General features: G+C 67.1%; 21 protein-coding genes. 8 read left to right on the forward strand and 13 right to left on the reverse strand.

The genetic code is table 11. From position 1 onward, the window contains the following. Positions 1-60 precede the first annotated feature (60 nt). The 4 genes from AC1RHV_RS04540 to AC1RHV_RS04555 all read right to left on the reverse strand — a co-directional run bounded on the left by AC1RHV_RS04540 (position 61) and on the right by AC1RHV_RS04555 (position 6448). On the reverse strand, positions 61-942 hold the full coding sequence (locus AC1RHV_RS04540; RefSeq protein ID WP_492299837.1) for a DMT family transporter: 882 nt from the start codon (positions 940-942) through the stop codon (positions 61-63). A gap of 373 nt (positions 943-1315) precedes the next feature. Beyond that, positions 1316-3943, reverse strand: coding sequence for an AAA family ATPase (locus tag AC1RHV_RS04545; protein WP_119449645.1), 2628 nt, complete (start codon positions 3941-3943; stop codon positions 1316-1318). Next, positions 3940-5067: a metallophosphoesterase family protein gene (locus tag AC1RHV_RS04550; RefSeq protein WP_119449677.1), complete on the reverse strand. Its 1128-nt coding sequence runs from the start codon at positions 5065-5067 to the stop codon at positions 3940-3942. Before AC1RHV_RS04550 ends, AC1RHV_RS04545 begins: the two co-directional genes overlap by 4 nt. 79 nt (positions 5068-5146) lie before the next feature. Beyond that, the gene (locus AC1RHV_RS04555; RefSeq protein WP_492299839.1) at positions 5147-6448 is read right to left on the reverse strand and encodes a D-amino acid dehydrogenase; all 1302 of its coding nucleotides are present in this window, start codon (positions 6446-6448) and stop codon (positions 5147-5149) included. Positions 6449-6583: 135 nt separating this feature from the next. On the opposite strand from AC1RHV_RS04555, the gene AC1RHV_RS04560 reads away from it, so the two are divergent. The 5 genes from AC1RHV_RS04560 to AC1RHV_RS04580 all read left to right on the forward strand — a co-directional run bounded on the left by AC1RHV_RS04560 (position 6584) and on the right by AC1RHV_RS04580 (position 9111). Continuing rightward, complete coding sequence (locus tag AC1RHV_RS04560; RefSeq protein ID WP_013394098.1) at positions 6584-7051, forward strand: Lrp/AsnC ligand binding domain-containing protein; 468 nt, start codon at positions 6584-6586, stop codon at positions 7049-7051. A gap of 127 nt (positions 7052-7178) precedes the next feature. Beyond that, entirely contained in the window at positions 7179-7838 is a 660-nt protein-coding gene (locus AC1RHV_RS04565) for a DUF502 domain-containing protein (protein WP_119449644.1), read from the forward strand. Positions 7839-7871: 33 nt separating this feature from the next. After that, positions 7872-8117, forward strand: a complete 246-nt coding sequence (locus AC1RHV_RS04570; protein ID WP_125473305.1) for an RNA-binding S4 domain-containing protein — start codon at positions 7872-7874, stop codon at positions 8115-8117. Positions 8118-8150: 33 nt separating this feature from the next. Next, the gene (locus tag AC1RHV_RS04575; RefSeq protein WP_492299841.1) at positions 8151-8726 is read left to right on the forward strand and encodes a restriction endonuclease; all 576 of its coding nucleotides are present in this window, start codon (positions 8151-8153) and stop codon (positions 8724-8726) included. Positions 8727-8739: 13 nt separating this feature from the next. After that, the gene (locus AC1RHV_RS04580) at positions 8740-9111 is read left to right on the forward strand and encodes a DUF2784 domain-containing protein (protein ID WP_054453896.1); all 372 of its coding nucleotides are present in this window, start codon (positions 8740-8742) and stop codon (positions 9109-9111) included. 8 nt (positions 9112-9119) lie between these two features. On the opposite strand, the gene AC1RHV_RS04585 is transcribed toward AC1RHV_RS04580, so the two are convergent. The 3 genes from AC1RHV_RS04585 to AC1RHV_RS04595 form a co-directional block, all read right to left on the reverse strand. Further along, complete coding sequence (locus AC1RHV_RS04585) at positions 9120-10247, reverse strand: acyl-CoA dehydrogenase family protein (RefSeq protein ID WP_492299843.1); 1128 nt, start codon at positions 10245-10247, stop codon at positions 9120-9122. Positions 10248-10379: 132 nt separating this feature from the next. Next, on the reverse strand, positions 10380-12197 hold the full coding sequence (locus AC1RHV_RS04590) for a glycoside hydrolase family 15 protein (RefSeq protein ID WP_054453891.1): 1818 nt from the start codon (positions 12195-12197) through the stop codon (positions 10380-10382). Between the two features lie 3 nt (positions 12198-12200). Continuing rightward, positions 12201-13022, reverse strand: a complete 822-nt coding sequence (locus AC1RHV_RS04595; protein WP_125473590.1) for a glucose 1-dehydrogenase — start codon at positions 13020-13022, stop codon at positions 12201-12203. 161 nt (positions 13023-13183) lie between these two features. On the opposite strand from AC1RHV_RS04595, the gene AC1RHV_RS04600 reads away from it, so the two are divergent. Continuing rightward, positions 13184-14278 carry a sensor domain-containing diguanylate cyclase gene (locus tag AC1RHV_RS04600; protein ID WP_082400964.1) on the forward strand — a complete coding sequence of 365 codons (1095 nt, stop codon included), beginning with the start codon at positions 13184-13186 and terminating at the stop codon, positions 14276-14278. Between the two features lie 60 nt (positions 14279-14338). Here the strand turns inward: AC1RHV_RS04600 and AC1RHV_RS04605 are convergent, their stop codons facing one another. The 6 genes from AC1RHV_RS04605 to AC1RHV_RS04630 all read right to left on the reverse strand — a co-directional run bounded on the left by AC1RHV_RS04605 (position 14339) and on the right by AC1RHV_RS04630 (position 20379). Further along, entirely contained in the window at positions 14339-16069 is a 1731-nt protein-coding gene (locus AC1RHV_RS04605) for an ABC transporter substrate-binding protein (protein WP_492299846.1), read from the reverse strand. A 116-nt stretch (positions 16070-16185) separates the two neighbouring features. Continuing rightward, the gene (locus AC1RHV_RS04610) at positions 16186-16494 is read right to left on the reverse strand and encodes a DUF2160 domain-containing protein (RefSeq protein ID WP_054453883.1); all 309 of its coding nucleotides are present in this window, start codon (positions 16492-16494) and stop codon (positions 16186-16188) included. Between the two features lie 19 nt (positions 16495-16513). Further along, on the reverse strand, positions 16514-17326 hold the full coding sequence (locus tag AC1RHV_RS04615) for a carbohydrate ABC transporter permease (protein WP_054453881.1): 813 nt from the start codon (positions 17324-17326) through the stop codon (positions 16514-16516). After that, positions 17319-18209 carry a carbohydrate ABC transporter permease gene (locus AC1RHV_RS04620; protein ID WP_054453879.1) on the reverse strand — a complete coding sequence of 297 codons (891 nt, stop codon included), beginning with the start codon at positions 18207-18209 and terminating at the stop codon, positions 17319-17321. The genes AC1RHV_RS04615 and AC1RHV_RS04620 overlap by 8 nt, the downstream gene beginning before the upstream one ends. Beyond that, the gene (locus tag AC1RHV_RS04625) at positions 18206-19294 is read right to left on the reverse strand and encodes an ABC transporter ATP-binding protein (protein ID WP_054453877.1); all 1089 of its coding nucleotides are present in this window, start codon (positions 19292-19294) and stop codon (positions 18206-18208) included. The genes AC1RHV_RS04620 and AC1RHV_RS04625 overlap by 4 nt, the downstream gene beginning before the upstream one ends. Further along, complete coding sequence (locus AC1RHV_RS04630) at positions 19294-20379, reverse strand: ABC transporter ATP-binding protein (protein WP_175213469.1); 1086 nt, start codon at positions 20377-20379, stop codon at positions 19294-19296. Before AC1RHV_RS04630 ends, AC1RHV_RS04625 begins: the two co-directional genes overlap by 1 nt. A gap of 210 nt (positions 20380-20589) precedes the next feature. Between AC1RHV_RS04630 and AC1RHV_RS04635 the strand changes: the two genes are divergently transcribed. Both AC1RHV_RS04635 and AC1RHV_RS04640 read left to right on the forward strand, forming a co-directional pair. Then, positions 20590-21381: a DeoR/GlpR family DNA-binding transcription regulator gene (locus AC1RHV_RS04635; RefSeq protein WP_013394120.1), complete on the forward strand. Its 792-nt coding sequence runs from the start codon at positions 20590-20592 to the stop codon at positions 21379-21381. A 5-nt stretch (positions 21382-21386) separates the two neighbouring features. Then, a complete protein-coding gene (locus tag AC1RHV_RS04640; RefSeq protein ID WP_054454808.1) occupies positions 21387-22985 on the forward strand; it encodes a glycerol-3-phosphate dehydrogenase/oxidase in 1599 nt (532 codons plus the stop codon). Positions 22986-23017: the final 32 nt, after the last annotated feature.

A 23017-nucleotide genomic window follows, 5' to 3' on the forward strand; every position in this document is an offset into this window, starting at 1 on the left:
TGAGTTGCCCCGCGGGCGCACTCAAATCCGCTCGCGGGGTCATGCCTCAACTGGCAGCGGTCAGGTCTGCACCGCTTTCGCCGCTGGCGCCGGACTGCGCAACACCAGCATCAGGCCCAGCAGGATCGTCGCCATCCCGCCCAGACTCAACGCCGACAACCGGTTGCCCAGGATGAGGTAATCCAGGGCTGCCGTGCCGGCCGGCACCAGATAGAACAGGCTGGTGACATTGACCAGGTTGCCAGCCTGGATCATGCGGTAGAACAGCAGGGTCGCGCCCACCGAGATCACCAGGCCCATCCAGATCAGCGGCAGGATGAAACCGATCACCCACTCCACGCGGATCGGTTGGAATGGCACGAACAGCAGGCACAACGCCAGACTGACGAAGTACTGCAACGGCATGACGTCCATGGGCGCCTGGCGCACGCGTTTCTGCAGCATCGCGCCGCTGGTCATGCAAAGCAGCGCGGCCAGCGCGTAGGCCATGCCGGCCGCGGAAAAACGCGCCATGCCTATGCTCTGGTAGACCACCATCACCAGCCCGCACAAGGCAAGGCCGAGGCCCGCCACGCGCGGCAATGAGTAACGCCTTTCCATCACCGCCAACGTCAGAATGGGCTGCGCGCCCAGCAGCGTGGCCAGCACGCCCGGCGTGATGCCGTGGTCCAGCGCCAGCAGATAGCAGATGGAGTAGCCGCCGATGAGCAGCAGGCCAGTGGCCGCGACCGTCAGACGCGTGCCAGGCTCTGGCAGCCAGCGCCGCCGCCACGCGCACAACAGCATCAGTGCGGCCAGCGCCAGGATGAAGCGCAACAGCAGGAAGCCGAAGGCGGAGGCGTGGGACAGCCCCCACTTGGCGAAAATCGCGCCGCCGCTCCACAGCAGCACGAACAAGGAAGTGGAGCCATAGGAGGTCCACGCAGATCTATCGAAAGACATGAGGTTTCTACCTGTCGGGGTATGAACAGGCTCCAGCCCCGCCCGCGCAAGCGGGCATAAGCATGCGCTAGACGGATGCAATATGCATCAGGACGTCTGACGAAGCTTTTTGAAAAAAGGCTGGAGTCGCGTTGCGGACGGCGTCAGCCGACGACGACCGCGCTAGGCGGGTAAGCACCCGAGACCACGCCGCAAGGCGGCGCGACCGGCGGCGATACCACCGTGGACACGACAGGAGAAAAACCGGGGGAAACTGCGGAGCGCCGGGACAGCACACGCGCACGCGTATCCGCTGCGCGGGCAGCGGATGCGGAATCGGCGAGGAGCGTGTGGTCAGGCATGGGGCGTAGCCTACCGGCTGCGCGCGGCGCGGTCAAGCGATGCGCCGCTGCTCCACGCCCATGTCGCGCCACGCTTCGCCATGGCAGGTGAACATGAGGATCTGATGCCGCGTGGCCGCGTCGAACAGCGCGCGCTTCATGAAGTCGCGCCGCGCGTCGTCCGTGTGGACCAGCGCGTCGTCGAGCAGCAGCAGCGTCGGCCGCCCTGCTTCGCGCAGCAGATCGGCATAGGCGAAGCGGGCCAGGATGCCCAGTTGTTCGCGCGTGCCGAAGCTGAGCGCGGACAGCTGGTCCTCGCCGCCCGCGCGGCGCAGCGCGGCAGGCAGCAAGGCATCGTCCAGTCGCAGGTCGGCTTCCGGAAACAGCAGCGCCAGGTAGTGGTTCAGCCGGCGCGCCAGCGGCGCTTGCAGGCGTTGCGTCGCCGCCGCGCGCTTGTCTGCCAGCAGCTTTTGCAGGAGTTCCAGCGCAGCGGCGCGGCGGGCGAAGTCGTCGCGCCGCCGTTCCAGGCGTTCGCAGGCGGCCTCTGCTTCAGACAGGCGTTCGCCCAGCCCTTGAGCGCCCGCCTGGTCCAGCTTGCCTTGCAACTGCAGGATTTCGCCGTGGCGCTTGTGCTGCGCCTCGCGCTCGATCGCGGCGGACTTCTCGTAGCGCTGCACATCCTGTTCGACCAGCTCGGGACGGTGGCCAGCCAATGCCGCCTGCGCCTCGCGCACGCGGCGCTCCAGTTCGTCGTGGCTGCTGCGGACCTCGGCGAGCCTGCCTGCGCGGGCCTGCCGCTGCGTCGCGCGCTCGGGCGATTGGAGCTCGGCGCTGCGCGCCGCCGCCTGGTTTTCCAGCAATTGGGCGCGCGCGCCGTCGGTGTCCATGGTGCGCTGTGCGGCGGCCAGCGCGGTCTCGGCCTGCGCCGAAACCGCCTCGGCCTCGCGCAGGGCCTGGAGCGCCCCGGGCAGATCGCCGCCGCCGTCCGCCTGCGGCGCAGCTGGCAGCTTGTCCAAACGTTCCTGCAATTGCACGCGACGCGCCAACGCGTCGTCGCGCTGGCCACGCAGAACGTCCACGCCCTTGGGCGCATGGATGCCCAGCGTCTTGCGCATGCCGTCCAGCTCGCGCAGCAAGGCGCCATGGCGGGCGTAGCGTTGCTCGGCCTGCGCCAGGCTCTCGACGTCCAGGCGTTGCAGCAAGGCCGCGCTGGCCGCCCGAGCCGCATCGATTTCGCGCTTGAGCGCGGGCAAGTCCTTGCCGCCCGGCTCGATGCGCAAGCGCCCCACGCCCGGCAGCTCCAGTTCGGCGGCCGCCGTCAGCAGGACCTCGTCCGCGCCGCTCAGCATCCGGCCGTCCAGCAGCGCCCGGCCGCCCGCTTCCAGCTGATAGGACAGGCGCGTGGCGCTGGCCTGCTGCTGCAATTGCAGGTTGGCCAGTTCGCGTTCGCTCTTGCGCAGGGCTTCGATGTCGGCGTCGGCGATTTCGATCCGCATCGTCTCGGCCTTGAGCGCGGAGCCCTGCTCGATCAATGCGGTGACTTCCTTCAATGCGCCGTCCAGGCGTTCGATCTCCACGCCCAGCTGGAGCAGTTGATGCTCCAGGTCGCGCCGGTCGGCCACGGCCTGCACCGAAGTAACGCGCTGGCGCGCCGCGTCCACCGCGGCCGCATGCGCCTGGCGCTGCTGTTGGGCGCGCGCCAGCGGTTCGCGCGCGGCCTCGACCCGGGCGCGCGCGGCGCGGGCCTCGCTGGCCAGCGACTGGAGTTCGGCCTCGTCCTGCTGGTCGCGCCGGACCTGGTCCTGCAACAGCGCCAGCGTTTGCGCGGCTTGCGCCTGTTCGCGGCGCAGCCCTTCGAAGGCTTCGCGCTCCTTGGCCAGGGCCGCCAGGCGCGCACGCGCCTCGGCCGCCTTGGCTTCGAAGTCCTTCCAGGGCTCGCCGGCCTGGGCGCGCTCGTGGTCGCGGCGCAATTCGGCCAGGCGGTCCACGTCGGCGTTCAGCTGCGCCATGGCCTGCGCGCACTCGTCGCGTTCGGCCGCGGCGCGCGTCAGCGCATCTTCGGCTTCCTTGTAGACGCCCTTGGGGCGGCCATTGCGCGCGTCCAGCAGCGCGCCGCGTTCGGCGGCCACGCGCTCGTACAGGCGGTCGCCATCGCCCGAAGCCAGCTCGCCGGACAGCTGCGTCAAGGCCTCACGCAGATGCGCGCCCGCATGGCCGGCCGCTTCCTGCAGATTCTGGCCGTCGCCCTGCTGAATCCACAACAGGCCCGGTATGCCCGCCAGGTCCGGCTTGCTCTGGCCGCGTCCCGGCAGTTCAAAGCCCAGCAATGCGGCCAGCGCGTTCTCGGCCTCTTCGCCGTCCAGCCGTTGCGCGCCGCCATCGATCAACAGTTCGCAGCGCGCGCGCGACAGGAATTGCTTCTTCAGCACATAGCTGTGTCCGGCATGCGTGAATTCCAGTTCCACGCTGGGTCGCGCGCCGGACTCGCCGTGCGGCGCCAGGTCAGCGACCTTGCTGGTGCTGTAGCGTTCAAGAAAGGCGGAACGGATGGCCGCGGCCACGGTGCTCTTGCCGGCTTCGTTCGGGCCCACGAACAGGTTCAGGCCGTCCTGCAGCCCTTCCAGCGCCATGGGCTGGCGGAACTTGCGGAATTCTTCCAGGGCGATGCGCGAGAGCTTCATTTGGCGGCTCCCGGCGCGGCGCTTTCGCGCTGGAACCGCAGCAGCAGCCGCAATGCCTCGCCCGCAACCGCAGATTGTTCCGGGTCGGCTTGCAATGCCTGCAATTGCGCCGCAACTTCGCCCACGTAGCCGCTGGCGCGCAGTTCGGCCAGGTCGGCTTCGTCCGGTTCCAGCATGAGGCCGGACAGGTCCGGCAGCAGCGCACGCACCTGCGCCGCGGCCTGGTCCACGGCGCGTTGCAGCGCTTCCCAGGTTTCCATGTTGACGTGCCCTTGCAGGTCCAGCCGCAGCACATCCTCGGCGCGCAGCTCGGCCATGCGCGCGGCCAGCGCCTGCGCGTCCGAGGGCAGGCTCAGCGTTTCCGACCAGGCCGACCAGCGGTACTTGCCCGTAGCCAGCCGCTCGACGGCGGGCGTGGCGCCCGGCGCCTCGATGCGCACATGCAGCGCGTACCCCGGTTCGTTGCCGCGGAAGCGGTCCTGCTCCGGCGTGCCGGCGTACCAGGTGCGCTCGTCGATGGACAGACAGCCGTGCCAGTCGCCCAGCGCCAGATAGTCCAGCCGCGCGCGAACCGCGCGGTCCGGCGCGATGGGATTGGTGGCATCGATGGTGTCCGGCAGGCGGCCCGCCACGCTGCCGTGCGCCAGGCCCACGCGGATGCGGCCGGCTTCGGTTTCCAGCGCGTCGAAGGCCTGGGTCACGTCGTCGTAGGTATGGCGTTGCGTCAGGGGCGCGGCCAGCACGGCGAGATTGATCGCCGCCAGATCGACCACGCCGGTGCGCAGCGGAACATGCACGTTGGAAGGGATGCAGCCCAACTGCATCGCCCGGCTCCAGACGCTGTCGGCCAGCGCGGCGTCGTGGTTGCCGGCGATCATGACCCAGGGGCCGGTGTAAGCGGCCATGGCCGCGAACAGGCGGCGTATCGTGCGGTCCGACACGCCCTGCGTGTCGAACACATCGCCCGCCACCAGCACGGCGTCCACGCCGCGCTCTGCGGCCAGCGCAGCGATGCGGGCGACGACGTCGAAGCGGGCCTCGGCCAGCATGGCGGCATCGTCGGTTTCAAACTGGCCGTATTGTCGGCCGATCTGCCAGTCGGCGGTGTGCAGGAAATGGATCATGCGGGCCATTGTAGATGGCCCATGCGCAGTCCCGGCGGCGATATCCGGAAGAATCGCCGCCGGCTTGCCGCAAGCGGAATCAGGCGCTCTTGCCGTCCAGCACCAGCGACTGGCTGGACGCCGCCTTGCGGTCATAGCGCGACAGGCCCAGGCCGTCGGTGCGGATGGCGGGACGCTGGCCCATGACCAGATCGGCCACCAGCTTGCCCGAGCCGCAGGCCATGGTCCAGCCCAGCGTGCCGTGGCCGGTGTTCAGGTACAGGTTGCCGTAGCGGGTCGCACCGACCACCGGCGTGCCGTCCGGCGTCATGGGACGCAGGCCGGTCCAGAACTCGGCCTGGGCCACGTGGCCGCTGCCCGGGAACAGGTCGTTGACGACCAGTTCCAGCGTCTTGCGGCGGGCCTCCTTCAGGCGCAGGTCGAAGCCCGCGATCTCGGCCATGCCGCCCACGCGGATGCGCTGGTCGAAACGCGTGACGGCGATCTTGTAGGTTTCGTCCAGGATGGTAGAAACCGGCGCGGCCGATTCGTCCGCCATGGGGATGGTCAGCGAGTAGCCCTTGAGCGGATACACCGGCAGGTCCAGGCCCAGCGGCTTGAGGAAGTCGCGCGTGTAGCTGCCGAAGGCGGCGACATAGCGATCGGCGGTCAGGACTTCATTGCCCACGCGCACGCCGGTGATCTGGCCGCCGGCCGTGTTCAGGCCCGACACCGTCTGGCCGTAACGGAATTCCACGCCCAGGCCCTTGGCCATTTCGGCCAGGCGCGTCGTGAACAGTTGGCAGTCGCCGGTTTCGTCGTTGGGCAGGCGCAGGCCGCCGCTCAGCTTGTGCAGCGAGCGCGCCAGGGCGGGCTCGGCCGTCACCAGGCGGTTGCGGTCCAGCAGTTCGTAGGGTACGCCCACTTCTTCCAGCACCGCGATGTCGCGGCGCGCGGCTTCCAGCTGGGCCTCGGTGCGGAACAGCTGCAAGGTGCCGCGGGTGCGTTCTTCGTAGTGGATGCCGGTGGACTGGCGCAGTTCGCGCAGGCAATCGCGGCTGTACTCGGACAGGCGCAGCATGCGCTCCTTGTTCACCGAGTATCGTTCGGCAGAACAGTTGGCCAGCATGGACGCCATCCATTTCAGCTGGAACAGGCTGCCGTCCAGGCGTATGGCCAGCGGAGCGTGTTTCTGGAACAGCCACTTGATGGCCTTCAGCGGAATGCCGGGCGCGGCCCACGGCGTGGAATAGCCCGGCGAAACCTGTCCGGCGTTGGCGTAGCTGGTCTCTTGCGCCGCCGAAGGCTGGCGGTCCAGCACCGTGACTTTGGCGCCTTGACGGGCCAGATAGTAGGCGGTGGTGGTGCCGATGACGCCGCTGCCGAGGACGATGACGTGCATGATTCTTTCCGGTGATTGGTTTTGTTCAGGAATTTCGGTAGTCTATGGGCCTCTCAGCAGTGAAAAGCACTGAAGATTTTGCTTTGCCAGTGCTTTTTCCCGGCCGCCTCCTGTTTTTCGATCGCCAAAAGTGAAATGCGCGAGCTAGACCGTATCGACCTGAAAATCCTGGATATCCTGCAGCGGGAAGGCCGCATTTCCGTGACCGAACTGGCCGACCGGATCAGCCTGTCCGCCACCCCCTGCTCCGACCGCGTCAAGCGCATGGAGCGCGAAGGCGTCATCACGGGTTACCATGCGCGCGTCAATCCGGCGGCGCTGGGCAAGAACCTGCTCGTCTTCCTGGAGATCAAGCTGTCGGCCAAATCCGGCGACGTGTTCGACAAGGTCAAGAAAGAGCTGCTGTACGTGCCCGAAGTCATGGAATGCCATCTGGTGTCCGGCGACTTCGACTACCTGGTCAAGGCCCGCCTGACCGAAATGAACGAATACCGCCGTCTCCTCGGCGAAATCCTCAAGCGCCTGCCCGCGTCCGCTGAATCGCGCAGCTACGTGGTCATGGAGGAAATCAAGGAGACCCTGTACCTGCCCGTGGACCGCTAGGCGCGCGCCGCTTCCGCTGATCGCACGCCGATTGTTACCGGTCGGGCCCGCGCCGGCTGCTATGCTGGCGGCCCTTCGGCGCGTGCCTTTGCCGCGTAATCCGACCCTGATTTATTTGCCTATGTCTATGACTCGCCTCTATAAATACTTCTTCCGCGGCCTGATCACCGTCCTGCCGCTGGCCCTGACGATCTACCTGCTCTATATCTTCCTGGCGTGGACCGAAGCCGTGGCGCTGACCTTCCTGCGCCCCTTCATCGGCGGGTTCTATGTGCCGGGCATGGGCCTGGCGCTGGGCATCCTCGGCATCCTGGCCATCGGCTACCTGGTGTCCAAGGAACGCGTGCAGCGCGTGCTGGTGCTGCTGGAAATGCCGTTCACCAACCTGCCGGTGGTCAAGAGCATCTATTCGTCGCTCAAGAGCTTCGCGGACTATTTTTCGCCCAGTTCCAAGAACACCGCCCAGCAGGTCGTGATCCTGCGCGTGCCGGGCCAGCAGCTGGAACTGGTCGGTCTGGTCACCCGCCGCAACATGGAAGGCTTGCCCGAAGGGTTCACCCAGGGCGAGCGCGTGGCCGTATACCTGCCGATGGGCTACATGATCGGCGGCTATACCGTGTTCGTGCCGCAGGAATGGGTCCAGCCCATCCAGATGTCGGTCGAGGAAGCCATGCGTTCGTCCCTGATCGCCTGGATGGCTCGCGCCGAAACCAGCAACAACCGTCCCGCCGCGCAGGAGCCCCCCGCCCCTGCCCAGGACGGCGCCAACGGCGGCGGCCAAGCCTGAGCGCCCCGCCCCCACCTCTACCAGACTCTCGCTATGCCCATCATCGAATTCACGCTGGCCGAAGGCAGCCCCTATATTGAAGTGAACCAGCTGCTCAAGGCCACCGGCGTGTGCGACAGCGGCGGCGCGGGCAAGATGCTGGTGGCCGAAGGCCACGTCAGCGTGGGCGGCGTGGTCGAAAGCCGCAAGACGGCCAAGATCCGCGCCGGCCAGATCGTGACCTGCGGCGACGTGCGCATCGTCGTGCGCGGCCCCGACGCCGGCGACGCAGACGCCTGAAGCCCTCCACACCACGCATCACCGCGAGCCGCCATGAAACTCAAGATGTCCCAGAACTCCATTTTTGCGGTGCTGCTGCGCTCGCCCTGGTGGATGAGCGCCGGCGTGGCCATGCTGCTGTCGGCCGCCGGCTTTGCCGCGCTGCCGCTGGAGTACGCCGCGATGGGCGTGTTCGCCGCGGTGCCGTTCGCGGTCATCGCCATCATGGCGGCCTACAAGCAATTGCGCGCGCCCTCGGGCGCGCGGGTGCAGGCCGTGGCCGAAGCCGCCGCCGGCATGTCCTGGGCGGAATTTTCCAAAACCGTCGAAGCGGGCTTTCGCCGCGACGGCTGTGAAGTGCAGCGCCTGCAATTGCCCGGCGCCGATTTCGCGCTGAGCAAGGACGGCCATGTCGCCATGGTCAGCGCCAAGCGCTGGAAGGCCGCCCGCGTCGGCGTCGAACCCTTGCGCGAACTGCAGGCGGCGCGCGAGAAGCGCGGCGCGCGCGAAGCCATCTACATTGCGCTGGGCGAGGTCTCGGACAACGCCCTGCAATACGCCAAGTCGCAAGGCGTGTCGCTGATGACCGCGCCTGAACTGGCCAAGCTGCTGCGGGACCTCAAGCCCTGAGGCGGACACGGCCATGAGCTATCGACTGCTCGCCGACCTGGTGCTCATCGTGCACGGCCTCTTCGTTGCCTTCGTCGTATTCGGCGGCCTGCTGGCGTTATGGAAGCGCTGGATCGCCTACCTGCACCTGCCCGCGCTGGCCTGGGGCGCGCTGGTGATAGGCATGGGCTGGATCTGCCCGTTGACGCCGCTGGAGATTTCGCTGCGCCAGCAGGCCGGCCAGCAAGGCTATGGCGGCGGCTTCATCGAACACTACATACTGGCGCTGATCTACCCCGAAGGCATCACCCGCGGCACGCAGATCGTACTGGCGGCCTTGCTGATCGTGGGCAACATCGTCGTCTACACGCTGTGGGCGCGGCGCGGCCGGCGCCTGCCGGCCTAGCCTTTCGTTCACAGGGCCCGGGCGATCACCAGGCGCTGGATGTCGCTGGTGCCTTCATAGATCTGGCAGACCCGCACATCGCGATAGATGCGTTCCACCGGAAAATCCTTCAGATAGCCGTAGCCGCCCAGTGTCTGGATGGCGGCGGAGCAGACCTTCTCGGCCATCTCGGAGGCGAACAGCTTGGCCATGGACGCTTCCGTCAGCGCCGGCCTGCCGGCCTCGCGCAAGGCTGCCGCATGCAGCACCATCTGGCGCGCCGCATGGATCTGCGTGGCCATGTCGGCCAGCCGGAACGCGACCGCCTGATGCTCCATGATGGGTTTGCCGAAGGCCTGCCGGTCGCGCGCATAGTCGCGCGCGCACTCGTAGGCCGCGCGCGCCATGCCCACCGACTGGGACGCGATGCCGATGCGCCCGCCCTCCAGGTTGGACAGGGCGATCTTGTAGCCTTCGCCCTCCGCGCCCAGCCGGTAAGCCGCCGGAATGCGCATGTCCTCGAACGCGATCTGGCAAGTGTCGGACGCATGCTGGCCGAGCTTGTCTTCCACCCGCAGCACCTTGTAGCCTGGGGTGTCGGTGGGCACGATGAAGGCCGAGATGCCGCGCTTGCCGGCATCCGGGTCGGTCACGGCGAATACGATCACGACCTGGCCGCTGCGCCCCGACGTGATGAACTGCTTGGCGCCATTCAGGATGTAGTCGTCGCCATCGCGGCGCGCCCGGGTGTGCAGGCTGCTGGCGTCCGACCCCGCCTGCGGCTCGCTCAGCGCGAAGGCGCCGATATGCTCGCCTGTTGCCAGCGGACGCAGGAACTGTTCTTTCTGCGCGTCGGTACCGAACTTCAGGATGGGCATGCAGGCCACCGAATTGTGCACGCTCATGATGGTGGAGCAGGCGCCATTGCCGGCCGCGATTTCCTCCAGCGCGACCGCATACGAGATATAGCCGCTGTCATTGCCGTCCCAGGCTTCGGGCACCAGCATGCCGAAAAAGCCCAGCTGCGCCATTTCGGCGATGGCGTCGGCGGGATAGTGATGGTCGCGGTCCCAGCGTTCCGAGTTGGGCGCCAGGCGCTCCTGCGCGAAGCGGCGCGCCATTTCCTGGACGCTGAGCTGTTCGTCGGTCAAAAGCATGCTTGTCTCTCCTGGATGCGGTGGCGGCCGATGCGCGGCCTGCTCTGTTCTGCGGTTCGGCGCCCGACTTGGGGCGGCCGTCAGATCGCCAGAATACACCGCGCCGGCAGGCGCTGGACGCCGCCGCGCGGCCTATTCCCGCGGCGCGTCCTGCTCGCTGCGCTGACGCGCCGGGCCGCTCGCCCGGCTCAGGTTGTAGGCGGTATTGACCAGCCCGATATGCGAGAACCCCTGCGGGAAATTGCCCACCAGGCGGCGCCGGCCTACGTCGTATTCCTCGGCCAGCAGGCCCAGGTCGTTGCGCAGCGCCAGCAGCCGCTCGAACAGGCGTTCGGCGTCATCGATGCGCCCCTGCATGACGTAGGCGTCGGCCAGCCAGAAGCTGCAGGCCAGGAACACGCCTTCGTCGCCCGGCAGGCCGTCGCTGGCATGCTGATTGGAGTAGCGCAGCAGCAAGCCATCGCGCAGCAGTTCGCGCTCGATGGCGCGCACCGTCCCCGCCACCCGCGGATCGTCCGCGGGCAGGAAACCCACCTGGGGGATGAGCAGCAGGCTGGCATCCAGCTCATCAGATCCATAGCTCTGCACGAAGCTGCCGCGCGCCTGGTTGTAGCCGTGCTTGCAGATGTCCGCCCGGATGCGGTCGGCAAGCCGCTGCCATTCATCGCGCGGCCCGCGCAGGCCGAAGCGATCACAGGATTGCACCGCGCGGTCGAAGGCCACCCAGCACATCAGGCGCGAATGGGTGAAGGCGCGGCGCTCGCCGCGAACTTCCCAGATGCCGTGGTCCAGGTCCTGCCAACGGCGCTTCAATGGCTCCAGCAGCACGTTCTGCAGGCGCCAGGCCTCGGCCAGCGGCGCCAGATCCGCGGCGCGCGCCGCATACAGGGTTTCGATGAGTTCGCCATAGACGTCCAGCTGGCTCTGGCCGGCGGCGCCGTTGCCCCGGCGCACCGGCAGGCTGCCCTCATAGCCCGGCAGCCAGGGGATTTCCAGTTCGGGCAGCCAGCGTTCGCCCGCGATGCCGTACATGATCTGCAACTGGTCGGGATGCCCGGCCACCGCGCGCAACAGCCATTGGCGCCAGGCCTCGGCCTCCTCGCGGTAGCCGGCATTGAGCAAGGCGTAGAGGGTCAGCGCCGAATCGCGCAGCCAGCAATGCCGGTAATCCCAGTTGCGGCTGCCGCCCAGGGCCTCCGGCAGCGAGGTGGTAGGCGCGGCAATGATGCCGCCGGTGGGCTGGAAGGTCAGCAGCTTCAAGGTAATCAGCGAGCGCACCACGGCCTCGCGCCCTTCTTCGCTGCCCTCCCAGCGGCAGCGCTTGGCCCATTCCTGCCACCAGGAAATGGTGCGATCCATGCTTTCCACGCGATCCGGCACGAAGTGCGGCGTGCGGTGCGAACGGTGGTAGGACAGCGTAAACGGCACCACCCGCCCCGGATGCACGGTGAAGCGCGCCGTGGTGGTGAGTTCGTGCCCCGCCAGGTCCACCGGCGTGTGCAGTTCGACCGCGTCGGGGCCCGCGATGGCGCTCAGGCCATAGTCGCGCCGGCGCACCCAGGGAACGGCCTGCCCATAGTTGAAGCGCAGCGCCATCTCCATGTCCATCTGCACGTGTCCGGATTCGCCGCGCACGATGCGCACCACGTCGGCGCGCTCGTCGTCGTCGCTCAAGGGCATGAAGTCGTACAGCAGCGCCGTGCCCGAGCCGGTTTCGTAGCGCGTTTCCAGCACCGCGGTATCCGGCACATAACGGCGCGACACCGTGCAGCGCTGCGCGTGCGGCGCAATGCGCCAGCGCCCGTGCCGTTCATCGCCCAGCAACGCCGCGAAGCAGGCGGGGGAATCGAAGTGCGGCAGGCACAGCCAGTCGATGGAGCCGTCGCGCGCCACCAGCGCAGCCGACAGCATGTTGCCGATCAAGCCATAGTCTTCCAGGGGCTTGGACATGGCCTAGCCCGCGCCCCGGAATTCGGGATACAGCGTCATGCCGCCGTCGACGAACAAGGTCGTGCCGGTGACGTAATCCGAGGCGTCGCTGGCGAGCCAGACGGCGGCCCGCGCCACGTCTTCGGGTTCGCCGATGCGGCCGTAGGGAATCAGCTGCAACAGCCTGGCCAGGCTTTCCGGCGTATCCCAGGCCGGCTGGTTGATAGCCGTGCGTATGGCGCCCGGCGCAATCGAATTGACGCGTATCCGGGCCGGCGCCAGCTCCTGCGCCAGGGATTTCATCAGCATCGATACGCCGCCCTTGGACGCCGCGTAATTCACCTGGAAGGCCCAGGGTATGACCTCGTGCACGGAACTGATGAAGAGGATGTTGCCCGCCGCCAATCCCTGCCGCGCCGGGTCGACCGGCTGTGACTGGAACTGCTGCGCAGCGGCGCGCGCGCACAGGAACTGCCCCGTCAGGTTCACGTCGATGACGCGCTGCCAGTCGGCCAGCGTCATGTCCGCAATCGGCGCGGGATGCTCTATGCCCGCGTTGTTGACCAGGATGTCCAGGCGCCCGTAATGCTGCAGCGCCTGCGCAAACAGGTGCTCCACCTCGGGCTCCTTGCTGATGTCGGCGGCCGCGGTGACGGCCGAACCGCCCTGCCGCTGGATCGCTTCGGCGACGGCGGCGGCCCGCCCCTGAGAATCACCGCCCGCGCGATGATTCACCACCACCTGCGCGCCAGCGGCCGCCAGCCCGATCGCGATGGCCCGGCCTATGCCGGAAGATGCGCCTGTCACCACGGCCACCCGGCCGCGCAGTTCGCTCGCGTGATGCATGCCTGCCTCCCTGGCGGCCGCTACGCATCGAGCCCGGCCGCCGCGTGTAGAACGTCCAGCGTAGTCCCGCGAGCGGGTTACATGCAACCCGCGGCACAGCGTGCATAATGGCGGACATGCGCGGCCCGCGCTCCTCACGGAGCGTCGGGCCGCAGGTTCATATGCCCACCCGTATGCCCATGCTTCCTGGAGACGCCGTGCTGGATCCAATACTTGCAGAACTGTCGACCACCCTGCCCGAGGCCAAGTCGGTCGAACAGCTGACGCGCCCGCTGCTGGACATGCTGGGCGCGGTGACCGGACTGGAATCCACCTATCTCACGTCCATCGACCTGAAGGCCGATCTCCAGAGCATCCGCTACGCGCGCAACGCCGGCACACTGCAAATCCCCGAAGGCCTGTCCGTGCCCTGGGACGACACCCTGTGCAAACGCGCGCTGGACGAAGGCCGCATGTGCACCAGCGATGTCTCCAGCTGCTGGCCGGATTCCGACGCGGCCCGGCAACTGGGCATACAAACCTATCTGAGCGCGCCGGTGCGCACCGATGACGGCGTGCTGTTCGGCACCCTGTGCGCCGCCAGCGCCACGCGACACCAGATCGAACCGCAGGCCGAATCGGTGCTGAAACTGTTCTCCAGCGTGATCGCCCGCTTCCTGGAACGCGAAATGCTGATGGAGCAGCTGCACGCGGCCAACGTCCAGCTCATGTCATATGCGCTCACCGACACCCTGACCGGCCTGCCCAACCGCCGCGCGCTTTACGAGGCGCTCGACCGCTTGCAGGCGCGCGCCATCCGCGAAGGCGGCAGCGTGCTGGTCGGCGTGATCGACCTGGACGGTTTCAAGGGCATCAACGACGTCTACGGCCACCAGCAAGGCGACGTGTTCCTGCAGGAGGTATCGCGCCGGATCTCCGCGGCCCTGCGCGGCTCTGACATGCTGGGCCGCATAGGCGGCGACGAATTCGTGCTGATCGGCCCCGGCCCTGCCTTGGTAGCGGGGGACGGCCCCCATGGCGTGCACGCGCCGCGCGGCGATGCCGAAGAAGCCGCCCGCTCCCTGGAAGAGCGCGCCACCGCCGCCACCGTGGGCCGCTACCAGCTCGGCGAGGCGACCGTCCCGTATGAAGGCGCCAGCGTCGGCGTGGTGGCGCTGGATCCGCGCGGCCTGGACGCTGAAGCGGCGGTACGCCTGGCCGATGCCCGCATGTATGAAGTCAAGCGCGCGCGCAAGGCGGCGCGCGTCATACACTGACGGGCAAAAAAAGGACCCGGCGCGATGCCGGGTCCAGGCCGTGCGCAGCGTTCGGCCGGCTTACCTCACCTTGCCCTGCTTCCACGCATCCAGCAGCTTCTCATAGGCGATCGTCTCGCCCTTGGGCTTTTCGTTGGCCAGCTTCTTCCACGGCGCGTGCTGGTCCGACAGCCACTTGCTGGGGTCGCTCTTGGGGTTGAGCTTGGGCGCGCACTGCGCCATGCCGGCGCGCTCCAGACGCGCCATGACCTGATCCATTTCATTGGCCAGGTTGTCCATGGCCGCCTGCGGGGTCTTTTCGCCTGTGACCGCGGTGGCGACGTTCTTCCACCACAGCTGCGCCAGCTTCGGGTAGTCAGGCACGTTGTTGCCGGTGGGCGTCCACGCCACGCGCGCCGGGCTACGGTAGAACTCGATCAGGCCGCCGTAGTTCGCCGCGTTCTTGGTGAAGAACTCGCTGTTGATGTCGCTGTCGCGGATGAAGGTCAGGCCGGTGATGGACTTCTTCAGCGACACCGACTTGGACGTGACGAACTGCGCATACAGCCAGGCCGCGGCCATCTTGTCCGGGTTGGTGGACTTGAAGAAGGTCCACGAGCCCACGTCCTGGTAGCCGTTCTGCATGCCGTCCTTCCAGTACGGGCCGTAGGGCGACGGCGCCATGCGCCACTTCGGCGTGCCGTCCTCGTTGACGACCGGCAGGCCCTTCTTGGTCATGTCGGCGGTGAAGGCCGTGTACCAGAAGATCTGCTGGGCGATCTGGCCCTGGGCAGGCACCGGACCGGATTCCGAGAAGGTCATGCCCATGGCCTGCTGCGGCGCGTACTTCTTCATCCAGTCCACGTACTTGGTCAGGGCATAGACCGCAGCCGGACTGTTGGTGGCGCCGCCGCGCGCGACCGACGCGCCGACCGGGGTGCACTTGTCGTCCGCCACGCGGATGCCCCACTCGTCCACCGGCATGCCGTTGGGCAGGCCCTTGTCCGCGGCGCCGGCCATGGAGAGCCAAGCGTCGGTGAAGCGCCAGCCCAGCGACGGGTCCTTCTTGCCGTAGTCCATGTGGCCATAGACCTTCTTGCCGTCCAGTTCCTTGACGTCGTTGGAGAAGAAGTCGGCGATGTCCTCATAGGCGGACCAATTGGTGGGCACGCCCAGCTCGTAGCCATACTTGGCCTTGAACTTGTCCTTCAGGTCCTGGCGCGCGAACCAGTCGGCCCGGAACCAGTAGACGTTGGCGAACTGCTGGTCGGGCAGCTGATAGAGCTTGCCGTCGGGCGCGGTGGTGAACTTGGTGCCGATGAAGTCCTTCAGGTCCAGGTTGGGGTTGGTCCATTCCTTGCCCGCGCCCGCCATGTAGTCGGACAGCGGCAGGATGGCGCCGTAGCGGTAGTGCGTGCCGATCAGGTCGGAATCGGAGATCCAGCCGTCGTAGATGGACTTGCCCGACTGCATCGAGGTCTGCAGCTTCTCGACCACGTCGCCTTCCTGGATCAGGTCGTGGTTGACCTTGATGCCGGTGATCTCGGAAAAAGCCTTGGCCAGCGTCTTGGACTCGTATTCGTGCGTGGTGATGGTTTCGGACACCACGCTGATTTCATTCACTCCCTTAGCCTTGAGCTTGGCGGCGGCCTCGATGAACCACTTCATCTCGGCCATTTGCTGGTCCTTGGACAGCGATGAAGGCTGGAACTCCGAATCGACCCACTTCTTCGCTTCCGGTTCGCCAGCCCAGGCCGCCGACGTCCCGATCAGTGCGATGGCGGCTGCCATGGCGTGCATGCGCAATTTCATGACCTGTCTCCTCGATAAGTCTTCCCCATCGTTTGCTGCGGACCGCTGGCCGGGGAAGACGCTGGCCGATAGTCCTTACCAACCGCTTGAATACGCGAGGGGTCTGGCGCCCCTCTTCAACCTTTCCTCATGACGAAAGCCAGCAGCAGCATGGACGCGATGAAGCTGATCCACACCGATGGCGGCTCGTCCAGCGAAAACCATTCCGCTGCCTTCTGGCCGAACCCCAGGAACGCCAGGTTGAGCCAGGCCGCAGCCATCAGGCCGATGAAGAGGCGGTCGCCGCGCGTGGTGCGCAGGGGCAGGAAGCCCTTGCGCTCGGCCGTGGGCGATTTCAGTTCCCATACCGTCATGCCTACCAGCATCAGCACGATGCAGGAAAAGAACACGGCGACGGGAGTGGTCCATACCATCCAGCTGAACATGAGCGCGCCCTCCTTGCCTCTACACCCGGCCCATCGCGAAGCCCTTCGCGATGTAATGCCGCACGAACCAGATGACGATGCCGCCCGGCACGATGGTCAGCACCCCCGCCGCAGCAAGCACGCCCCAGTCCATGCCGGAGGCCGATACGGTACGGGTCATGGTGGCGACGATGGGCTTGGCGTTGACCGAGGTCAGCGTGCGCGCCAGCAGCAGCTCCACCCAGCTGAACATGAAGCAGAAGAACGCCGCCACGCCCACGCCCGATTTGATCAACGGCAGGAAGATCGTCAGGAAAAAGCGCGGGAAGGAATAACCGTCGACGTAGGCGGTCTCGTCGATCTCGCGCGGCACGCCGGACATGAAGCCCTCCAGGATCCAGACCGCCAGCGGCACGTTGAACACCAGGTGCGCAAGCGCCACGGCCAGGTGCGTGTCCATCAGGCCGAAGGAGCTATAGAGCTGGAAGAACGGCAGCAGGAACACCGCGGGCGGCGTCATGCGATTGGTCAGCAGCCAGAAGAACACATGCTTGTCGCCAATGAAGCGGTAGCGCGAAAAGGCGTAGGCGGCCGGCAGCGCCACGGCCAGCGAGATCACCGTGTTGATGACCACGTAGATCAGCGAGTTGATGTAGCCCGAGTACCAGGCCGGGTCGGTGAAGATGGTGCGGTAGTGCTCGAAGGTGAAGTCGCGCGGCCACAGCGTCAGGGTGCTGACGATTTCGGTATTGGTCTTGAACGACATGTTCAGCATCCAATACAGCGGCAGGATGGCGAAGACCAGGTACAGGGTCAGGAAGACGCCGCGCCAGCGGGAATTTTTCTCACGCATTTGAGCGCTCCTCGTCAAAGCCGCCGGTGGTGCCGGCGCGTTGCATCCAGTTGTAGAGGATGAAGCACAAGAGCAGGATGATGAGGAAATAGATGATGGAGAACGCGGCCGCCGGCCCCAGGTCGAACTGGCCCACCGCCTTCTGCGTCAGGTACTGCGACAGGAAGGTCGTGGCGTTGCCCGGCCCGCCGCCCGTCAGCACGAACGGCTCGGTGTAGATCATGAAGCTGTCCATGAAGCGCAGCAGCACCGCGATCATGAGCACGCCCCGCATCTTGGGCAGCTGGATGTAGCGGAACACCGCCAGGCGCGACGCGCCGTCGATGCGGGCGGCCTGGTAGTAGGCGTCGGGTATCGCGCGCAAGCCCGCGTAGCACAGCAGCGCCACCAGCGGCGTCCAGTGCCACACGTCCATGACCAGCACCGTGACCCAGGCGTCGACGTCGTTGCCGGTGTAGTTGTAGTCCACGCCCAGCCAGGACAGCGTGGCGCCCAGCAGGCCGATGTCGGTGCGCCCGAACACCTGCCAGATGGTGCCCACCACGTTCCAGGGAATCAGCAGCGACAGCGCGATGATGACCAGCACCGCGGAAGCGCGCCAGCCGCTGGCCGGCATGGACAGTGCCAGCAGGATGCCCAGCGGGATCTCGATGGCCAGCACGGCCAGCGAAAAGCCGATCTGGCGGAACAGCGCGCCATGCAGTTCTTCATCCTGCAGCACGGCGGCGTACCACTCGGTGCCGACGAAGACGCGGCGCTCGGGCGAGATGATGTCCTGCACCGAATAGTTGACGATGGTCATCAGCGGCAGGATGGCCGAGAACGCCACGCACAGCACCACGGGCAGGACCAGGAACCAGGCCCGGTGATCTATGGGTTTCATCGGATCAGCTCCTCGTCGCGGTAAAAGCAGGTGTGCGGATTCAGCGCCGACAACCAGACCGTGCCGCCAGCCGCGGCCGGGACGATGTTGCTGGCCAGCCGGGCGCGCACCGGCGTGCCTTCGAAGTCCGCCACCAGCAGCGTGTAGGTGCCCACGTCCTGCACCCGCTCCACGCGCATGGCCAGGGCGCCGGGCGCGCCCGGCTCGGTAATGCGCAAGTACTCCGGACGCACGCCCAGCTTCACGGGGCCCGCGCCGTCCAGCTTTGCCGCCATCTCCGCCGGCACCCCGGCGACGCGGCTCTTGCCCACCTCCAGGCCGCCGTCGCGCCATTGCGCCGGCAGGAAGTTCATGCCCGGCGAGCCGATGAAATGGCCCACGAAGGTATGTGCCGGCCGCTGGAACAGGTCATCCGCGGTCCCGACCTGCACCGCCCTGCCGCGCGCCATCACCATGACCTCGTCGGCAAAGGTCAGCGCCTCGGTCTGGTCGTGCGTCACGTAGATCAGCGTCAGCTTGAACTCGTGGTGGATTTCCTTGAGCTTGCGGCGCAGCTCCCATTTGAGCTGCGGATCAATCACGGTCAGCGGCTCGTCGAACAGGATGGCCGACACGTCGCTGCGCACCAGTCCGCGCCCCAGCGAGATCTTCTGCTTGGCGTCGGCGGTCAGGCCGCTGGCGCGCCGGTCCAGCACATGCGACATCTCCAGCATCTCGGCGATGCGCCCGACCCGCTCGCCGATGAGCTTGGGCGCCATGCCGCGGTTGCGCAGCGGAAACGCCAGGTTCTCGGCCACGGTCATGGTGTCGTACACCACCGGGAACTGGAACACCTGGGCGATGTTGCGCGCCTGCGGCGTCTTGTCCGTGACGTCCTGGCCATCGAACAGGATGCGCCCGTGCGACGGCCGCAGCAGGCCCGACACGCAATTGAGCAGCGTGGTCTTGCCGCAGCCGGACGGACCCAGCAAGGCGTAGGCCCCGCCGTCCTTGAAGGTGAACGAAAGCGGCAGCAGTGCGTAGTCCTCGTCGGTCTTGGGGTCCGCCACGTAGGAATGGGACAGGTCCAGCTCGATCTGCGCCATCAGGCCGTCTCCCCAGCGCCCGCCGGCTGCCGCGGCGCCGCCAGCAGCGCGCCGCCCGCGCCGAAGGCATAGGTCTGCGCCGGGTCGAAATAGAACTGTACGCGGTGGTCCAGCGTGTAGCGGTGGACCCCGGGCAGTTGCGCCACCACGTCGCCCGCCGCCGTCTGCGCATGCACGAAGGTGTCGGATCCGGAGATCTCGGCCAGCTTCACCACCCCGGGCAGCGCGATGTGGCCGGGTCGCGGCTCGACATCGAGAGCGCCGGCGCGCAGGCCGGCGGTGATCTCCGCATCGGCGCCTTGCGGCAGCGCCCGCTCCACCGCCAGGTCTCCCTGCAGCACGAAGCCCGACCCCGTACGGCGCGCGGAGAACAGATTCATGGGCGGGTCGCTGAAGGCGCGGGCCACGCGGATGGAATTGGGGCGATGGAAGACCTCGGCCGTGGGGCCGTATTGCAGCAATTCGCCCGCATCCAGCACCGCGGTGTGGCCACCCAGCAACAGGGCCTCGCCCGGCTCGGTCGTGGCATAGACCACCGTGGAGCGCCCTTCGGCGAACAATTCGGAAAGTTCGTCGCGCAGTTCCTCGCGCAGCTTGTAGTCCAGGTTGACCAGGGGCTCGTCCAGCAGGATCAGCGGCGCGTCCTTGGCCAGCGCCCGGGCCAGCGCCACTCGCTGCTGCTGCCCGCCGGACAGCTCCGAGGGGTAGCGCTCCAGCAGGTGGTCGATGTGCAGCCGCGCCGCCATGGCGCGGACTTTTTCGCTGATGTCCGCCGCCCCGCGCAGCTTGAGCGGCGAAGCGATGTTGTCGTAGACCGACATGGACGGGTAATTGATGAACTGCTGGTAGACCATGGCGACGTTGCGCTGGCGCACCGGCACGCCGGTCACGTCGGCGCCGTCGACCAGTACGCGGCCCTCGGTGGGCCGGTCCAGCCCGGCCATGATGCGCATCAGCGAGGTCTTGCCCGCCAGGGTGGCCCCCAGCAATACCGTCATGGCGCCCTCGACGGGGGCCAGGCTCATGGGATACAGGTGCGTCTGCGAGCCGGCCCGCAAACCTACCCTGTCCAAGTTCAGCTGCATCTGGTCTCCTCTACCTACTTATACGTCCCTGTTTTTACGGCGGACTTCGGTATTCGGTACAGCGGTCTCGGCCTGCATTCAAGCGAACAACAGGATGAGCATACTCTTTCAGATAGCTTTCGTTTATTGTGCGTTTTACTCAAGAAGCGAACAAAAAACAATCTTGCGGCGCGTCATTATTTTTCGCTTTTGTTGTTTTACTATACGAACATGACACTGAATCCCAGACAGAGCGCCCTGATCGAAATGGTGCGGGCCCAAGGCTCGGCCTCGATCGAGGAACTCGCCAAACGCTTTGACGTCACGCTGCAGACCGTGCGGCGCGACGTCAATATTCTTTCCGAAGCGGGCCTGCTGTCGCGCTTCCATGGCGGCGTGCGCATCGAAGCGTCCACCATCGAGAACATCGCCTACCGCAAGCGCCAGGGCCTGCACGCCGCCGGCAAGCAGCGCATCGCCGAGGCCGTGGCCCGCGCCGTGCCCGACGGCTGTTCGCTGATCCTGAACATCGGCACCACCACCGAAGCCATTGCGCGCGCCCTGCTGCGCCATCGCGGCCTGCGCGTCATCACCAACAACCTGCACGTGGCCGACATTCTCTCGGACAACCCGGACTGCGAAGTCATCGTGGCCGGCGGCGTGGTGCGTTCGCGCGACCGCGGCATCGTCGGCGAAGCCACCATGGACTTCATCCGCCAGTTCAAGGTCGACATCGGCCTGATCGGCATCTCCGGCATCGAGGCCGACGGCACGCTGCGCGATTACGACTTCCGCGAAGTGCGCGTGGCGCGGACCATCATCGAACAGTCGCGCGAAGTCTGGCTCGCCGCCGACAGCAGCAAATTCAAGCGCCAGGCCATGGTGGAACTGGCGCACATCTCGCAAATCGACCGCTTCTTCACCGACGCGCATCCGCAAGAGCCGCTGGCGCAAGTCCTGCTGGACGCCGGCGTGCGCTGCGACGTGGCGGCCGCCCCGAATACCTTGAAGCAAACACCTTGAATCCCATGAACCAACCCCTAGCCCCCGTCGCCCCGCCCGACCGCAACCGCCTCCTGAACACGCTGGACAACACGCACTCCTGGGACGTGATCGTCATCGGCGGCGGCGCCACCGGCCTGGGCACGGCGGTCGATGCCGCTTCGCGCGGCTATCGCACCCTGCTGATCGAAGGCGCGGACTTCGCCAAGGGCACGTCCAGCAAGGCCACCAAGCTGGTGCACGGCGGCGTGCGCTATCTGGCGCAGGGCAACGTCAGCCTGGTGCGCGAAGCGCTGCATGAACGCGGCCTGCTCAACCGCAACGCGCCGCACCTGGTGTGGCCGCTGGGCTTCGTGGTGCCAGCCTACAACCTGTTCGACCAGCCCTTCTACGGCATCGGCCTGAAGATGTACGACATGCTGGCCGGCAAGCTGAACCTGTCGCCCAGCCGCTGGCTGTCGCGCCGCGACACGCTGGCCAATGCGCCGACGCTGGCCGAGAACGTGCAGGGCAAGAATCTCAAGGGCGGCGTGCTGTACTACGACGGCCAGTTCGACGACGCCCGCCTGGCCGTAAGCCTGATGCGCACGCTGTTCGACCTGGGCGGCACCGCGGTGAACTACATGCGCGCCACCGGCCTGACCATGACGGGCGGCAAGGTCGACGGCGTAACGGTGCAGGACGCGATCGGCGGCGCCAGCTTCACGTTGCGCGCGCGCTGCGTGGTCAATGCCACCGGCGTGTGGGTGGACGCGGTACGGCGCATGGAAGACAAGAACGCGCAGACCATGGTGGCACCCAGCCAGGGTGTGCACCTGACCTTGCCGCAGGATTTCCTGCCGGGCAAGCGCGCCATCCTGATCCCCAAGACCGACGACGGCCGCGTGCTGTTCGTGGTGCCATGGAACGGCCACACCATCGTCGGCACCACCGATACGCCGCGCGACGATCTGCCGCTGGATCCGCAGGCGGGCGCGCAGGATGTGGATTTCATCCTCAGCACCGCGGCGCGCTATCTCAGCCGCAAGCCCACGCGCGACGACGTCACCAGCGTCTGGGCCGGGCTGCGTCCGCTGGTCAAGGCCACGGGCGAAGCCTCCACCAAGTCCTTGTCGCGCGAGCACACCATCCTGGTGTCCAAGGCCGGGCTGGTGACCGTCACCGGCGGCAAGTGGACCACCTACCGCCGCATGGCGCAGGACGTGGTCGACACGGCCATCCAGCACCAGCTGCTGACGCAGGCCACCTGCCGCACGGAATCGCTGCCGCTGCATGGCGCGGCGGGCCTGGCGCCGTCGCAGGAGCATGCCGGCACGCCGGACAGCTACTACGGCAGCGACCTGCCGGCCCTGAAGGCGCTGCCCGGCGCGGACCGCATGCTGGTCAGGAGCAGCGGCTTGTCGGAGGCGCACGTGCGTTTCGCCGCACGGTACGAACTCGCGCGCAGCGCCGAGGACGTGCTGGCGCGGCGCAACCGCGCCTTGTTCCTGGACAGCGAGGCCGCGATGCTGGCGGCGCCCGAAGTGGCTCGCATCCTGGCCGAAGAGCTGGGGCATGATGCCGCGTGGCAGCAGCGCACGCTGCAGGAATTGGCGGTGGTGGCAGCGAATTACCGCTTGAAGTGACCGCCCATCCGGAGTGCCCGACCCGTCGGCGA

Source organism: Achromobacter sp. GW823-FHT04E03 (genome assembly GCF_058796095.1).